Annotated in this window: 6 protein-coding genes; all 6 read left to right on the plus strand. The window is 70.8% G+C overall.

The window, feature by feature from the left end; genetic code table 11:
* Positions 1-57: 57 nt before the first annotated feature.
* Positions 58-696, plus strand: a complete 639-nt coding sequence (locus QNJ12_RS04680) for a nitroreductase family protein (protein ID WP_300619496.1) — start codon at positions 58-60, stop codon at positions 694-696.
* Complete coding sequence (locus QNJ12_RS04685) at positions 693-1,466, plus strand: 2-phosphosulfolactate phosphatase (RefSeq protein WP_300619499.1); 774 nt, start codon at positions 693-695, stop codon at positions 1,464-1,466. Before QNJ12_RS04680 ends, QNJ12_RS04685 begins: the two co-directional genes overlap by 4 nt.
* A 50-nt stretch (positions 1,467-1,516) precedes the next feature.
* Entirely contained in the window at positions 1,517-1,870 is a 354-nt protein-coding gene (locus QNJ12_RS04690) for a hypothetical protein (protein ID WP_300619502.1), read from the plus strand.
* Positions 1,871-2,063: 193 nt separating this feature from the next.
* Positions 2,064-3,725 carry an acyl-CoA dehydrogenase family protein gene (locus tag QNJ12_RS04695; RefSeq protein ID WP_300619505.1) on the plus strand — a complete coding sequence of 554 codons (1,662 nt, stop codon included), beginning with the start codon at positions 2,064-2,066 and terminating at the stop codon, positions 3,723-3,725.
* Between the two features lie 57 nt (positions 3,726-3,782).
* Entirely contained in the window at positions 3,783-11,510 is a 7,728-nt protein-coding gene (locus QNJ12_RS04700; protein WP_300619508.1) for a type I polyketide synthase, read from the plus strand.
* Positions 11,510-17,068 carry a carboxyl transferase domain-containing protein gene (locus tag QNJ12_RS04705; RefSeq protein ID WP_300619511.1) on the plus strand — a complete coding sequence of 1,853 codons (5,559 nt, stop codon included), beginning with the start codon at positions 11,510-11,512 and terminating at the stop codon, positions 17,066-17,068. Before QNJ12_RS04700 ends, QNJ12_RS04705 begins: the two co-directional genes overlap by 1 nt.
* Positions 17,069-17,094 lie beyond the last annotated feature (26 nt).

A 17,094-nucleotide genomic window follows, 5' to 3' on the forward strand; every position in this document is an offset into this window, starting at 1 on the left:
TCGCAGACGGGCGGGGCCGACCGGAACGAGGTTCGGCGTGTTTGGCAGACTCGGCGGATGCACCTCAACCTCTCCGCCGACGAAGTCCTCTCGACCACGCGCTCGGTACGGAAGCGCCTCGACTTCGAACGACCGGTCGAACGCGACACCGTGATGGAGTGCCTCGAGCTCGCGCTCCAGGCGCCGACCGGGTCGAACCGGCAGGGCTGGCAGTGGGTGTTCGTCGAGGACGAGGCGAAGAAGCTCGCGCTCCGCGAGATCTACCAGCAGAACTTCGACCTGTACCGCCAGATGCCGCGGCCGAGCTACGAGAGCGGCGACCCGAGGGCCGGCCGGATGGACAAGGTCATCGACTCCGCGACGTACCTGTCCGAGAACTTCGAGCGGGCGCCGCTGCTGTTGATCCCCTGCCTCGAGGGCAAGCCCGAGGCGACCGGCAGCGCCGGGTTCTGGGGGTCGCTGCTGCCGGCGGTGTGGAGCTTCATGCTGGCGTTGCGCGAGCGCGGCATGGGCTCGGCGTGGACCACGCTGCACCTGCTGAACGGTGGCGAGGAGCGAGCCGCCGACCTGCTCGGCATCCCGTTCGACCGGTACTCCCAGGCGGGCCTGTTCCCGATCGCGTACACGAAGGGCACCGACTTCAAGCTGGCCAGCCGCATCCCGGCAGCCGAGGTCGCTCACTGGGACAGCTGGTGACGCAGACCGGGTTGGTCGCCGAGGACGCCGATCAGCACGAGTTCGGCTACCGATTCGGGTGGGGCATCGCCGGGCTCCGCGCGCTCGCTCCCGCCAGCGACGTGGTGGTCGTCGTCGACGTGCTCCGGTTCACCTCGGCGGTGAGCGTTGCGACATCACGTGGCGCCGTGGTGTACCCGTACCGCTGGCGCGACGACACGGCCGCGGCGTTCGCAGCGGCGCGCGGCGCGGTGCTCGCCGGCGCGCGCGAGCACGGACCGGTGTCCTTGTCACCCACCGACCTGATGACGCTGCCGCCGGGGAGCCGCATCGTGCTGCCGTCTCCGAACGGTTCGACGCTGTCGGCCGAGGCGGTCGAGCTCGGCACACCGTTCGTCCTCGCCGGATGCCTGCGCAACGCGACGGCCACGGCACGTCGTGCGATGGTCCTCGCGAACGGCGGGCCGATCGCCGTGGTCGCCGCCGGCGAGCACTGGCCCGCCGACGCCGGTCTCCGGCCGTGCGTCGAGGACCTGCTCGGGGCGGGCGCAGTGCTCGCTGCACTCGACCCGTCGGCGGCGGTCGCGGCGCCGCGGTGCTCCCCCGAGGCCGCCGCCGCACGGTCGGCGTTCGTCGCGGCGCGTCCCTCGCTGTCCGAGACGCTCGCGGCGTCGGGCTCGGGCCGCGAGCTGGCCCGCCGCGGCTGGGCCGACGACGTCGACACGGCCGCCGCACTCGACGCAGACGGTGCCGCCTCACAGCTCGTCGACGACGCCTACGCCGCCGTGTAGCCCGACGGCGAGACCGCGACGCGGCGGGGCCGATCGGCTACAACAGGACCATGAGCATGACGCCGCCGCCACCGCCACCACCGGCGGGCGGCCCACCGGGGTATCCGCCGGGGAGTCCCTGGGGTGCCGCACCCGGGTACCAACAGGTACGCGAGCACCCCGACGGCACGACGGTGCTGGTGCTCGGCATCCTCGGGCTCGTCGTGTGCGGGCTGCTGGCGCCGTTCGCGTGGGCGAAGGGCAACCGGGCGATGCGCGAGATCGACGCGCAACCGCACATCCAGTGGTCGAACCGCGGTTCGGTGTCGGCCGGTCGGATCTGCGGCATCATCGGCAGCGTCTTGCTGATCGTGGGCGTCGCGTTCTTCGTGCTCATCATCGTCGCGGCCGCCGCGACCGCCTGAGCCGCCTGGCGCGACCCGCCTGCGGTCAGAGATCGGCCAAGACGCGTCAAGTCACCGTCAAGCGCGCCGACGGCGCCGCCGCCGCGCCTGCCGCTACGCCTCGTGCGTTTGGGAACAATGACTCTGGTGATGGCTCGGTGCGTTCGTGCAGCCTTGGACGAAATAGGCATGAAGCCGGAGGGGAGGCGCCGCCATGGCCGTGGGGCTCGATCAGGAAACGTTGGAGATGGTGCTCGATTCGATCGGCATGTACGCCGACGGTCGATTGCCCGACAAGGTGCTGCTCGAGCTCGACGCCGAGGACCGGTTCCCCGAGGACATCGTGCGTGGCATGTGCCACGACGAGCTGGGCGTCTCGCTGCTGTTCATCCCCGAGGCGTACGGCGGGATGGGCGGCGGGTCGTTCGACGTGTACCGGGTGTGCGAACGGCTGGCGGCGATCGACGTCGGCATCGCCACGGGGGTGCTCGCGACGTTCCTCGGTTCGGACCCGATCGTGTTCGGTGGCACCGACGAGCAGCAGGAGCGATGGCTCGGCAGCATCGCCGAGGACGGCCTGCTGATGGCGTACGGCGCAACCGAGCCCGAAGCCGGCAGCGACCTGGCGTCGATGAAGACGGTCGCCGAACCGGTCGTTGAGGGCGACGAGACCGTCGGCTACAAGATCTCGGGCAACAAGCAGTGGATCTCCAACGGCGGATACGCCGACATCTACACGATCCTCGCCCTCGCACCCGGTGGGCCCAGCTGGTTCGTGGTCGATCGGGGCGCCCCCGGCTTCGACCACGGCAAGCCCGAGGACAAGCACGGCATCAGGGCGTCGAACACGGCGGCGCTGTCGCTGATGGACGTCGAGGTCGGCACCGACCGGCTCGTCGGCGGCGCCGAAGGGCTCGGTCTGGCGCAGGCCCAGGCGGTGTTCGGCTACACGAGGCTCATGGTCGCCGCCTTCGGGCTCGGTGCCGGCTGGGCGGCGCTCGACCGGGCGATCCCCTACTCGGCCGAGCGCATCCAGGCCGGTGGGCCGCTGTCGGAGAAGCAGGGGTTCACCCACAAGCTGATCGTCCCGCACGTGTGCCGGCTCGAGGCATCCCGCGCCTACATCGAGCGCACGGCGACCCGCATCGACGAGGGTGAGGACCACCTCAACACCGAGGGGGCCATCGCGAAGTACCTCGCCACCGAGGCCGGCAACGCAGCAGCCGACGCGTCGATCCAGGCCCTCGGCGGCTACGGCTACACGAAGGAGTACATGGTCGAGAAGATCAAGCGCGACGTTCGCATCACGACCATCTACGAGGGCACGTCCGAGATCATGGAGATGACGATCTCGCGCGACCGCTGGCAGCAGCACCTCAAGACCCGCGGCGCCTACTACGCCGATGCCGCCGCCGAGCTCGACGCCCTGCACGCGACACACCCGGAGTGCGGCGCCGACATCGCGGCGCTGGCGCACCGTGCGCTGGCCGCCGTCATGGAGACCGCACGGGTCCACCGCCTCACCCGCAACCAGCACCTGCTCTTCCGGCTCGGCGAGCTGATCGCCTACGTCGAGTGCGCGGGCGAGCTCGCCCGCCGTGCCGCTCGGTCGGCAGACGGTCAGCTCTCGCCGAAGGCGAACGAGCGGCTCGACGCCGTCGGGCTCGCGACGGCGAGCCGCGTCTTCGCCCGTGACGCAGCCCGGCGGGTCGCGCAGGACGGCGTCGCCCAGGTCATGGGAGCCGCTGCCGCCGGGACGATCAACGCCTCCGAGCTCTCCGCAGCGGTCGGCGTCGACTCGATCCTCGCCGCCCAGCACGGGCTCGCCGACGACATGGACGCCGTCGCAACCGCTGTCTACGCCACTGTGGCCTGACGCGCTCACCACCCCCCGCAACGACAACCGACCCATCGATCCAGCTGGAGCGCACACATGCCCAACAGCAAGCAGCGGGCCATCGCCATCGTCGGCGTCGGCGCCGTCCTCCCCGACGCCCCCGACGCACCCACGTTCTGGGAGAACCTCAAACAGGGTCGCTACAGCATCAGCGAGGTCGACACGGAGCGCTGGGACCCCTCCCTCTACTTCGACGACGACCGGCAGGCGACCGGCAAGACGTACTCGAAGATCGGCGGGTGGGTGAAGGACTTCGAGTGGAAGCCGCTGGAGTGGCGGTTGCCGATCCCGCCGAAGGTGTCGGACGCGATGGACCGGACGCAGAAGTGGGCGGTCAAGGCGGCGCGTGAGGCGTTGCTCGACTACGGCTACCCCGACCGTGCGCTCGACACCGACCGCACCGCCGTGGTGATCGGCAACGCGATGGGCGGCGACCTCCACTACCACACCGCGCTGCCGGTCTACCACGTCGAGTTCGCGGACGAGCTCGAGAAGTCGCCGGCGTTCGCCGGGCTGCCTGCGGAGACGCGCCAGGCGATCCACGACGAGTACCGCACGGGGATCCACAACCGGTTCCCCGGCATCAGCGAGGACACCATGCCAGGCGAACTGGCGAACATCATCGCCGGTCGCATCGCCAACCTGTTCAACCTGCACGGTCCGAACTTCACCACCGACGCCGCGTGTGCATCGGCGATGGCAGCGGTCGACGCGGCGATCGAGGGCCTCGAGGAAGGCGACTTCGACGCCGTGATCACCGGCGGCGTCGACGCCAACATGAGCGCCAGCACGTTCGTGAAGTTCTGCAAGATCGGCGCGCTGTCCGCCACCGGCACCCGGCCGTACGGCAACGGCGCCGACGGCTTCATCATGGGCGAGGGGGCCGCGCTGTTCGTGCTCAAGCGGCTTGAGGACGCGGAGGCGGCGGGCGACCGGATCTACGCCGTGATCCGAGGACTCGGCGGCGCGAGCGACGGCAAGGGCAAGGGCATCACCGCGCCCAACCCGGTCGGCCAGACGCTCGCCGTGCAGCGGGCATGGCGCAACGCCGGGCTGGTACCCGGACCCGCGACCTACATCGAGGGGCACGGCACATCGACGAAGGTCGGCGACGTGGTCGAGGTGAACGGCATCACCGACGCGTTCTCCGACCTGGACCTCCCGATCGGCTCGATCCCGCTCGGCTCGGTGAAGTCGAACATCGGCCACCTCAAGGGCGCAGCCGGCGCGGCCGGCATGCTCAAGGTCGCCCTGTCGCTGCACCACAAGACGCTGCCACCGTCGCTCGGCGCGACCGATCCGAACCCGAACATCGACTTCGGCTCCTCACCGCTCGCCGTCAACACCGATCTCACCGAGTGGAAGACGACCGGCGACCAGGTCCGGGCCGGCGGCGTCAGCGCGTTCGGGTTCGGTGGCACGAACTTCCACGCCGTCCTCGAGGAGTACGTCCCCGGGCGCATCGAGAGCAACGGCGGCAGCGCGTCGATCGCCGTGAGCGCGCCGAGCGCGGTCCGTGAGGCCGACGAGATCAAGACGCCGCTGCGAGGAGCGCTCGTGATCGGCGACCGCGACGAGTCCGCGGTCCTCGAACGCCTGCGCGCCGTGCAGGCCGAGGCCGCGGCAGGCCGGGCGCCCGAACCCGGCGCACCTGCCCAGGACGATCTCGACGCCGAAGTGCGAATCGCGATCGACTACGGCGACGCCGACGAGCTCGCAGCGCGAGCGGCGAAGGCAATCGCCGCGTTCGAAGGCGCCAACCCGGCCGCCTGGAAGCTGCTGCGCAACCAGGGTGTGTTCCTCGGCCGCGGTGCACCCCATCAGGTCGCGTTCCTCTACACGGGCCAGGGGTCCCAGTACGTCAACATGCTGGCCGACCTTCGCGCCGCAGAGCCGATCGTCGCCCGCGGCTTCGCCGAGGCGGACGCGGTCATGGAGCCGATCCTCGGCCGGCCGCTCACCGAGGTGATCTTCGTCGACCCGTCCGACGACGCCGCACTCGCCGAAGCCGACGAGCAGCTCCGCCAGACCGAGATCACGCAGCCGGCGGTCCTGACCGTCGACCGCGCCCTGACCGAGGTCCTCGGCGCGTACGGCATCCACGCCGACATGGTGATGGGCCACTCGCTCGGCGAGTACGGCGCGCTCGTCGCCGCGGGAGCGCTGCCCTTCGCGCACGCGCTCGAGGCGGTTGCCGCCCGCGGCCGCGAGATGGCCAACGTCTCGGTCGACGACAACGGTCTGATGGCCGCCGTCTTCGCTCCGCTCGACGAGATCGAGCGCACGATCGACGCCACGGACGGCTACGTCGTCGTCGCCAACAACAACAGCTCACAGCAGGCGGTCATCGGGGGCGCGTCCGCCGCCGTGCAAGCGGCGGTCGACGCGCTGTCGGCCGCCGGCCACACCGCCGTGTTGCTCCCGGTCAGCCACGCCTTCCACACCGCGATCGTGGCGCCGGCGGCCGAGCCACTCAAGGTGGTGCTCGGCCGGCTCGACCTCGAGACGCCGCACATCCCGATCGTCGCCAACGTCGACGGCGAGTTCTACCCCAGCGGGCCGGCGGTCGTGCCGGAGATGATCGAGATGCTCGGCCGCCAGGTCGCCTCCCCGGTCCAGTTCATCAAGGGCCTGAACACCCTGTACGACGCGGGCGCCCGTACGTTCGTCGAGGTCGGACCCAAGCGGGCGCTGCACGGCTTCGTCGACGACGTGCTCGGCGAGCACGACGACATCGTCAACCTGTACACCAACCATCCCAAGGCCGGCGACGTCGTCTCGTTCAACCAGGCGTTGTGCGGTCTGTACGCAGCCGGGCACGGCGTCGGGACACGGCCGCACGAGGAGGCGCCGCCGACAACCGCGCCTGCTGCACCCGCCGCTCCCGCCAGCGCGCCGGTCGCCAGCGCTCCGGTCGCCAGCGCGGCGGCGTCGCCGCCACGTCCGGTGACCGCCGGCGGCGACTCGATCCAGCAACTCGGCGAGCTGTTCGCGAACTTCCTCGATCAGGGCTACCAGATCTACCGCGGTGCGTCCGGCGGGCAGCCCGCCGCGCAGCACGAGCCGGTGGTCGTGACCGGGGCCGCGCTCGGGCTGCCGGGCACCGAGGAGGTCTTCGACGACGCCAACATCGAGCGCCTGCTGAACGGCGAGTCGTTCATCGACGTGATCCCGGTCGATCTGCGCAACGCGATCGTCGACAAGCACATCACCAGGCTCGTGAAGAACGAGGCCGGCGGCGGCACGTTCGAGGAGATCGACTCCGCGCACGACGTCATGAAGCTGGCCGGCCGCAAGGGGCACTTCGACATCGTCGAGCAGTTCGGCCTGCCGCCCGAGCGCAAGCTCGCCCTCGACCCGGCGACCGAGCTGGCGATCGGTGCCGGCATCGACGCGTTGCGTGACGCAGGCGTCCCGATGACGATGCGGTACAAGACGACGAGCACCGGCAGCAAGCTGCCCGACGGGTGGGCGCTGCCGAGTGCACTCGCCGACGACACCGGCGTGATCTTCGCATCGGCCTTCCCGGGCGCCGACCGGATGGTCGACGAGATCACCCGCTACGAAGAGGATCGGGCCCGCCGCGCCCGGCTGCACGCGCTCGAGCACCTGCGCGACCGCATGGAGGACGACAACCCGGTGGTCGCGGAACTGGACCACATGATCCACGAGCTCGAGGTCGAGATCGAGACGCACCGGTACCAGTTCGATCGGCGCTTCCTGTTCAAGGCGCTCTCGATGGGGCACTCGCAGTTCGCCGAGCACATCGGCGCACGCGGACCCAACACCCAGATCAACTCGGCCTGTGCGTCGACGACCCAGGCGGTGGCGATCGCCGAGGACTGGATCCGCCTCGGCCGCTGCAACCGGGTGCTGATCATCGCCGGCGACGACGTCACGACCGACGTGCTGATGGACTGGGTCGGCGCCGGCTTCCTCGCGACCGGGGCGGCCGCCACCGACGAGATCGTCGAAGAGGCCGCCCTGCCGTTCGATCGGCGGCGGCACGGCATGTTGCTCGGCATGGGCGGCGCGGCGATCGTCGTCGAGGGTGCTGCCAGCGCGCGCGGTCGCGGCATCCGGCCGATCTGCGACGTGCTGAGCACCGAGACGGCCAACAGCGCGTTCCACGGCAGCCGCCTCGATGTCACGCACATCCGCGACGTGATGGAACGGCTGGTGCGGAGCGCCGAGACCAAGTGGGGCGTCGAGCGGCATGCGATGGCCGCCAGCACGGTCTTCGTGTCGCACGAGACCTACACGCCGGCTCGTGGTGGCAGCGCCCAGGCCGAGGTCGACGCGCTGCGGCACGTGTTCGGCGACAGCGCCGACCGGATCGTCGTGGCCAACACCAAGGGCTTCACCGGCCATGCGATGGGCGTCGGGATCGAGGACGTGCTGGCGGTCAAGGCGCTCGAGACCGGCATCGTGCCACCGATCGCCAACGTCAAGGAGATCGACCCCGATCTCGGCCACCTCACGTTGTCGAAGGGTGGCGCCTACCCCGTGTCGTACGCGCTGCGCCTCGGCGCGGGCTTCGGCTCGCAGATCAGCATGTCGCTGATGCGGTGGGTCCCGAACCCCGACGGGCGGCACCGCGAGCCCGACGAGCTCGGCATCGAGTACCGCATCGCCGACCATGCTGCGTGGACGGCCTGGTTGCAGTCGATCAGCGGCTACGACGGCCCCGAGCTCGAGGTCGACCACCGCGTCCTGCGCGTCCGCGACGACGGACCACCGACGCGCATCGCCGTACCGTCTCGCCCCGAAGTGGCGACGGCCCCGCCGGTGCTCACCGCACCGCCGGTGGAGACGGTCCAGCGACCGGCTCCGGCTCCTGCACCGGCAGCGACGCCGGCAGCTGCAGCGCCCGCAGCGACCCCGACTCCCGCTCCTGCCGCCGCACCGGTTGCTCCGGCTGCGCCCGAGGTGGTTGCCGACCCGGTGGAAGCGGTCGTGTTGGGGATCGTGGCCGAGCAGACCGGCTACCCGTCGGACATGTTGGACCTCGAGCTCGACCTGGAAGCCGACCTCGGCATCGACACCGTCAAACAAGCCGAGACCTTCGCCGCCATCCGCGAGCACTACGACATCGAACGCGACGACACCCTCTCACTGCGCGACTACCCCACCCTCGCCAGCGTGATCGACTTCGTCCACGAACGCGCCACGAACCTCGCGGCCGACGACACCGCTGCCGCCACCGCCCCTGCTGCCGGTGACGCCGAACCAGCGACGATGCACGCGTCGGTGGTCGGCGACGACGAGGCGGCGGCAGGCATCGCGCGCCGCAACCCGACGCCGGTGATCCGGCCACCGCTCGACGCGTGTGTCCCCACCGGCATCGAGCTCGGAGCGGGCACGCGAGTCGTCGTCATGCTCGACGAGGGGGGTGTCGGCGCCGCGCTCGCTGATCGGTTGGGCAAGCGCGGCGCCGACGTGCTGACGGTCGAGGGCGCACCGGACGCCGACGAGCTGCTCACCCGCATCGACGAGTGGCGCGGCGACGAGAGCGTCACGGGCATCTACTGGCTGCCTGCGTTGGACGTCGAGCCCCCGGTCGGCGACCTCGATCTCGCCGGCTGGCGGGAGGCGTTGCGGCACCGCGTCAAGCTGCTCTACCGGACGCTGCGCCACCTCTACGAGCAGGTCGGCACGCCTGGCGGCTTCCTCGTGAGCGCCACCCGGCTCGGCGGCCTCCACGGCTACGGCCCCGACGGCGCGACCGCGCCGATGGGCGGCGGTGTCGTCGGGATCACGAAGGCGTTCAAGCGCGAGCGGCCAGACACGCTGGTCAAGGCGGTCGACTTCGGCGTCAGCCGCAAGACCGCCGCACTGGCCGACGTGCTGATCGACGAGACGCTGACCGACCCGGGCATCGTCGAGGTCGGCCATCGCGACGACCAGCGGTACACGATCACGCTGCGCGAGAACGACATGCCCGAGCCGGCGACCGGGCTCACGCTCGACGGCGACTCGGTCTTCGTGATCACCGGCGCCGCCGGCAGCATCGTGTCGGCGATCATCACCGATCTCGGGCAGGCGTCGGGGGGCACGTTCCATCTGCTCGACCTGGTGCCCGAGCCAGACCCGGCCGACCCCGACATCATCGCCTTCGACACCGACCGCGAGGCCCTGAAGCGCACGATCTTCGAACGGCTCACGGCCGACGGCCAGAAGGCGACCCCGGTCATGGTCGACCGCGAGCTGGCGAAGCTCGAGCGGGCGCACGAGGCGTTGTCGGCGATCCAGGCGGTGCGGGCGGCGGGCGGCACCGTGCACTACCACAGCGTCAACCTGCTCGACGCCGACGCGATGGCGGCTGTCACCGAGTCGATCAGCGAGACCAGCGGCAAGGTCGATGCGCTGATCCATGCCGGTGGGCTCGAGATCAGCCGGCTGCTCCCCGACAAGGAACCGTCGGAGTACGACCTCGTGTTCGACGTGAAGGCCGACGGGTGGTTCAACCTCATGCACGGGCTCGGCCACCTGCCGATCGGAGCCACCGTGGCGTTCAGCTCGATCGCGGGACGCTTCGGCAACGGCGGCCAGACCGACTACAGCGCCGCCAACGACCTGCTCTGCAAGCTCACCGCCAACATGAAGCTGGCGCGTCCCGAGACGTTCGGCATCGCCGTCGACTGGACGGCCTGGGGCGACATCGGCATGGCGACCCGGGGCTCGATCCCGACCGTCATGGCTGCGGCCGGGATCGACATGCTGCCCGCCGCAGCCGGCATCCCGATCGTTCGCCGCGAGCTGACCGGCGACGGATCCACGAGGGAGATGGTCGCCGGCAAGCAACTCGGCATCCTCGCCGAGGAGCTGCACCCGACCGGTGGGCTCGACACCGAGGCCATGTCGGCGGATCTGGCTGCACGGCCGTTGCTCGACGAACTGGTCGGCTTCGCGATGCAGGACGGGCTCGTCGCGATGGCCACGCTCGACCCGACCGAGGAGCCGTTCCTCTTCGACCACCGCATCGACGGCACGCCCGTGCTGCCGGGGGTGATGGGGCTCGAGCTGTTCGCTCAGACCGCGACGATCGCGTTCCCCGACCTGCATCTTGCGGCGCTCGAGGACGTGGACTTCCTCGCGCCGTTCAAGTTCTACCGCGACGAGCCGCGCACTCTCCTCGTCTCGGCGCAGTACGTCGCCGACGGGGACGACGTCGTCGCCGAGTGTCGCCTGGTGGGTGAACGGACGCTCGCGAACCAGGACCAACCACAACGGACCATCCACTTCACCGGCCGGGTCCGGCTGACGCGCCAACCCGTCGAGGAAGCCACGGCCCAGGTGCCGGGAGACGGCGGGCCGTCGGTCTCCGCCGGGGACGTGTACGAGATCTACTTCCACGGACCCGCCTACCAGGTCCTCGACGCGTCGTGGCTCGACGCGGGGCAGGTGGTCGGCAGGCTGCACGGCGACCTCCCGGCCGAGCGGAGCTCGAGCGAGGGCGAGCTGGCGACCGCACCGAGGCTCACCGAGCTGTGCTTCCAGACCGCCGGCGTGTGGGAGATCGGCACCACCGATCAGATGGCACTGCCGATGCATCTCGACCGGGTCGTGCCGCTCGGGGGCCCGGGTGACGAGACGTGGGCCGTCGTCGTGCCCGGCGACGCCGGCTCGTTCGACGCCACGGTCGTCGACGGCTCGGGTCGGGTGCTCGCGAGACTCGAGGGGTACCGGACGGTCGCGTTGCCCGGCGCACTCGCCGACGAGCAGGTCGCGCCGCTCCGGGCGGCGATGACGGACGGGCGCTGATGGCGATGACGCGGCAGTTCAGGCGCCTGGCGATCGTCAATCGCGGCGAGCCCGCTGTCCGGGTCATCAACGCGGTCGAGGAGTTCAACGCCGAGAACGACACGGCGATCACCACGATCGCCCTGTACACCGACCCGGATCGCGCCGCGATGTTCGTCCGGCGCGCCGACGAGGCGATCGGGCTCGGGCCCGCGACGTTCACCGACGCCGACGGGCACCGCGAGGTCGCCTACCTCGACCGCGCACGGCTGCGCGATGCGCTGGTCCAGTCGGGCGCGGACGCGGTCTGGGCCGGGTGGGGGTTCGTGTCGGAGCGGCCGGCGTTCGTCGACCTGTGCGACGAGCTCGACATCACGTTCATCGGTCCGTCGGCGGCCGTGATGCGCGAGCTCGGCGACAAGATCAGCTCGAAGCAGATGGCCGAGTCCGCGGGCGTGCCCGTCGCGCCGTGGAGCAACGGTCCCGTCGAGACCGTCGCCGACGCCCGCCTGCACGCCGAGCGGCTCGGGCTGCCATGCCTCATCAAGGCGACCGCCGGCGGCGGCGGCCGAGGGATCAGGCGCGTCGAGTCGCTCGACGAGCTCGACGCCGCGTTCGAGTCGGCGCGCGCGGAGGCGCTCAACGCCTTCGGCGACGGCACGGTCTTCCTCGAGACGCTGCTGCCGCAGGCGAAGCACATCGAGGTCCAGATCGTCGGCGACTCGGCCGGCACCGTCTGGGCGGTGGGCGTGCGCGACTGCAGCGTCCAGCGTCGCAACCAGAAGCTGCTCGAAGAGGCACCGTCGCCGTCGCTGACGCCCGAGCAGCATCGCGAGGTCCGTGCGGCCGCCGCACGGCTGGGTGCGGCGGCCGGCTACGTCAACGCGGGCACCGTCGAGTTCCTGTTCGATCCGATGAGCGAGCGCTTCTCGTTCATGGAGGTCAACGCCCGACTCCAGGTCGAGCACCCGGTCACCGAGGTCACGACCGGCATCGACATGGTCAAGCTGCAGCTGCACATCGCACGCGGCGGCCTGCTCGAAGGCGACGCACCCCCGACCGTGGGGCACGCGATCGAGGCCCGCATCAACGCCGAGGACCCCGACGCCGGGTTCGCGCCCTCCCCCGGGCGCATCGACCTGCTGCGGCTCCCGGCGGGACCGGGCATCCGGGTCGACACCGGCGTCGAGGAGGGCGACCACATCCCGGCGGAGTTCGACTCGATGATCGCCAAGGTGATCGCCGTCGGGCGCGACCGCGATGAGGCGCTCGCTCGACTGCGCCGCGGCCTCGACAACACCGCGATCGTGATCGCCGGTGGCGCAAGCAACCGCGCGTTCCTGCGATCGCTGCTCCACGAACCCGAGGTCATCGACGCCACGGCGGACGTCGGCTGGGTCGACCGACGGGGCAGCGGGCTCGGCGCGTCGGCGCTGCACGCCGACGTCGCGATCATGGCCGCCGCGGTCGACGCGCACCGTCAGCAGATGGCGGTCGAACGCCGGCAATTCCAGGCGATGGCGGCACGCGGGCGCCCCGAGGTCGACACCGCGGTCGGCCGGCGCGTCGAGCTCCGCTACCGCGGGCAGACGTACGCCGCCACCGTGCAGCAGTTCGCTCCCGAGACCTACGGCGTCACGATCCAGCGCAGGTCCGTCCTGATCCACCGCGTCGACGCCGGGCACGGCAGCTCTCGGCTCGAGATCCGCGGCCAGCCCTACCGCGTGCTGACGTCCATGCACGGCGCCGTTCACCTCGTCGAGGTCAACGGTCATCCTCACCACATCAGCCACGACGACGGCGGCATCGTCCGGGCCAAGTCGCCGGCCGTGGTCGTGTCGATCGAGGTCGAGCCGGGCGACGAGGTCGCCGCCGGCGATCGCCTCGCCGTGATCGAGGCGATGAAGATGGAGACCGTCATCGAGGCCGAGTTCGCCGGCCGGGTCGAGCAGGTCGTCGCCAGCCCCAACTCCCACGTGGTGGCCGGCGCGCCCCTCCTGACGGTTCGGCCGACCGAGGACGCCGAGTCCGCCGACGGCGCCCGGATCGAGTTCGAGGCGATCGCGTCACCCGGCCAGTTCGCGCACGCGGACTGCCGTCACCACCTCGACGCCATTCGCCAGGGTCTGCTCGGCTTCGACGTCGATCCGACGGTGTTGCGGGTCATGTCCAACCCCGGGGCGACGCCGTGCTCCAACGTGCTCACCGACGACGAGCGGCGCCGCTACGAGGACGAGCTCGTGGGCATCTTCACCGACGTCATCGCCCTGTTCCGCCGCGGTCCGGCGGGCGCCGACGACGCCACCCGCACGTCGGCCGAGGAGTACCTCTTCGACTACCTGCTCCACCGAGAGACGCTCGGCCGCGACCTGCCGGAACGGTTCCTCGACCAGTTGCGCCGCGCCCTCGCCCACTACGGCGTCGATGATCTCGAACCGTCGACCCGCCTCGACGTCGCGCTCCACCGACTGGTGCTGTCGCACCACCGCATGGACGACCAGCTGGCGCCGGTGCTCCGGATCCTCGAGGATCGCCTCGAGCACACGCAGCCCGGCGAAGGCGACGAGCAGCTGCGCGAGCTCCTCGATCGCCTGCTCGACGAGAGCCGGTCCCGCTACCCCGCGCTGCACGATCTCGCGGAAGAGCTCCGCTACCAGGTCTTCGATGCCCCCTTCCTCGCCGAGGTGCGCGATCGCGAGCTCGGCAAGGCCTCCAACCTGCTCGACGAGCTTGCGACGTCACCGCCACCCGAGCGACGAGCCGAGCTGATCGGCGACCTCGTCGACTGCAGCCAGCCACTCAAGTCGACGCTGTCCCAGCGGTTCCCCGACGCGAACCCGGCGCTGCAGGGCGCGGCGCTCGAGGTGATGACCAGGCGCTACTACCGGATCAGGAACCTCCACGACGTGCGCGTCGAGACGGTCGACGGCCTGCGGTACGTCACAGCCGAGTACGACCACCAGGGTCGCCGCATCCATGTCGTGACGACCCATGTCGATCTGCCCGACATGGCGTCGGCCGCGCAGCGGTTGGCGCCGGCGATCGAGGCGATCGACGACGGCCACGACGTCGCGCTCGACTTCTACGCCCTCAGCGACAGCGCCGGCCTCGACGAGGAGCGTGTCCGCGACGAGCTGGCCGGCACGCTCGGCGACGCGCTCGGCAGGTTCGCGCTCCGGCGCATCGTCGTCGCGGTCTCGGGCCCGGACGTGCCAGCGTCGCAGCACACGATGGGCGTGGCCGGCGTGATGCACTTCACGTTCCGCCCCGACGGCGCCAATGGGTACATCGAGGAAGCGCTCTACCGCGACCTGCACCCGATGATGGGCAAGCGGCTGGAGCTCCAGCGACTCGACGCATTCGACGTCCACCGGATCCCGAGCACCGAGGGCGTGTACGTGTTCCACGGCCACGCCCGCGAGAACCGGCGCGACGAGCGGCTGTTCGCCCTCGCCGAGGTCCGCGACCTGACACCGATCCGCGACGAAGACGGCAACGTCGAGCGTCTCCCCGAGGCCGAGCGGGTCATCCACGAGATCCTCGGAGCGTTCCGGCGCTTCCAATCGCATCGGCCGGCCTCGAAGCGGCTGCTGTCGAATCGCATCGTCTTGTACGTGTGGCCGATCTTCGATCTCAGCGCCGACGACATCGCCCAACTCGTCGAGCGGCTGATGCCCGACGCCGCCGGCCTCGGTCTCGAGAAGGTCGAGGTGCTGGCGAACTTCCGTGGCGACCACGGTGAACCCGAACGCCTGCAGCTCGAGGTCACCAGGCCCAACGGCACCGCGCCGACCGTGCTCGTGCGACCCCCGTCCGTCGACCCGATCCGGCCGCTCGAACGGTACGAGCAGCAGGTGGTCCGGCTCCGTCAGCGAGGGCTCACCTACCCGTACGAGATCGTGCGCATGTTGACGCCGGACGACCATCGGCGCCCCGGCATCCCGCCGGGCGACTTCGTGGAGTACGACCTGGCCGACAGCGACGCGGACGGCGACGGACGGCCCCGCCTGGTGGCCGTCGACCGCCCGCCGGGCGGCAACTCGGCACACGTCGTCGTCGGGATCGTCACGAACCGCACCGAGCGCTACCCCGAGGGCATCCGCCGCGTGATCATCCTCGGCGACCCGAGCAGCGGGATGGGCAACCTGTCCGAGCCCGAGTGCAGCCGCATCATCGCCGCCTTCGATCTCGCCGACTCGCTCGGCGTACCGCTCGAGTGGTTCGCCGTGTCCGCCGGCGCCCTGATCTCGATGGACAGCGGCAGCGAGAACATGGACTGGATCGGCAAGGTGCTGCGCCGCATCGTCGAGTTCACGCAGGCCGGTGGGGAGGTCAACATCGTCATCACCGGCATCAACGTCGGCGCCCAGCCGTACTGGAACGCCGAAGCGACGATGCTGATGCACACCCGCGGGATCCTCATCATGGTGCCGGAGGCCGCGATGGTCCTGACCGGCAAGGAGGCACTCGACTTCTCGGGTGGGGTCTCCGCCGACGACAACATCGGCATCGGCGGCTACGAGCGGATCATGGGCCCGAACGGGCAGGCCCAGTACTTCGCCAACGACGTCGCCGACGCCTGCCGGCAGCTGCTCGCCCACTACGACTTCACGTACGTGGCGCCGGACGAGCGGTTCGCGCGTCCGGCCAAGACCGACGACCCGTTCGAACGCGACATCAGCGTGTTCGCACACGGCGGTCAGTTCGAGCGGGTCGGCGACATCTTCGACGACGCGCTCAACCCGGACCGCAAGCTGCCGTTCGAGATCCGCAAGCTGATGGCGGCCGTCGTCGACCAGGATCGACCGACGATGGAGCGGTGGCCCGGCATGCGCGATGCCGAGATCCCCGTCTCGTGGGACGCGTTCCTCGGGGGTCGGCCGATCGCGCTGCTCGGCTTCGAGTCGAAGAACCTCACCCGCCGCGGCTTCGTGCCATCGGACGGCCCCGATCACTGGACCTCGGGCACCCTGTTCCCATCCGGCTCGAGGAAGGTGGCTCGCACGATCAACGCGGCCAGCGGCAACCGCCCGCTCGTCGTGCTCGCCAACCTGTCGGGCTTCGACGGCTCACCCGAGTCGATGCGCGAGCGCCAGCTCGAGTTCGGCGCCGAGATCGGCCGGGCGATGGTCAACTTCGACGGCCCGATCGTGTTCTGCGTCGTGTCGCGCTATCACGGCGGCGCGTTCGTCGTGTTCTCGGGCACGTTGAACGACAACCTCGAGGTCGCGGCGCTCGAGGGGTCGAAGGCGTCCGTGATCGGCGGCGCACCGGCCGCCGCCGTGGTGTTCGCGCGCGAGGTGCGCACGCGGGTCGAAGCCGACGAGCGCGTGCAGGATCTCGAGCATCGCCTCGCCGGCGAGAGCGGCGCCACGCGGGCCAAGCTGCGACGCGAGCTGGCCGCGCTCCGCGAGCAGATCCACGCCGAGAAGATGCGCGACGTCGCGGACGAGTTCGACCGCCGACACGACATCAACCGTGCGCAGCGGGTCGGTTCGGTCGACGTGATCATCCCGCCCTCCGAGCTGCGGCCGTACCTGATCGGGGCGGTCGAGCGGGGCATCGCACGTGCGAGCTGACCGCCGGCCGAGATATCTCGCGGCGG

This window comes from Ilumatobacter sp., assembly GCF_030065885.1.
In the GTDB taxonomy this organism is placed as follows: Bacteria; Actinomycetota; Acidimicrobiia; order Acidimicrobiales; family Ilumatobacteraceae; genus Ilumatobacter.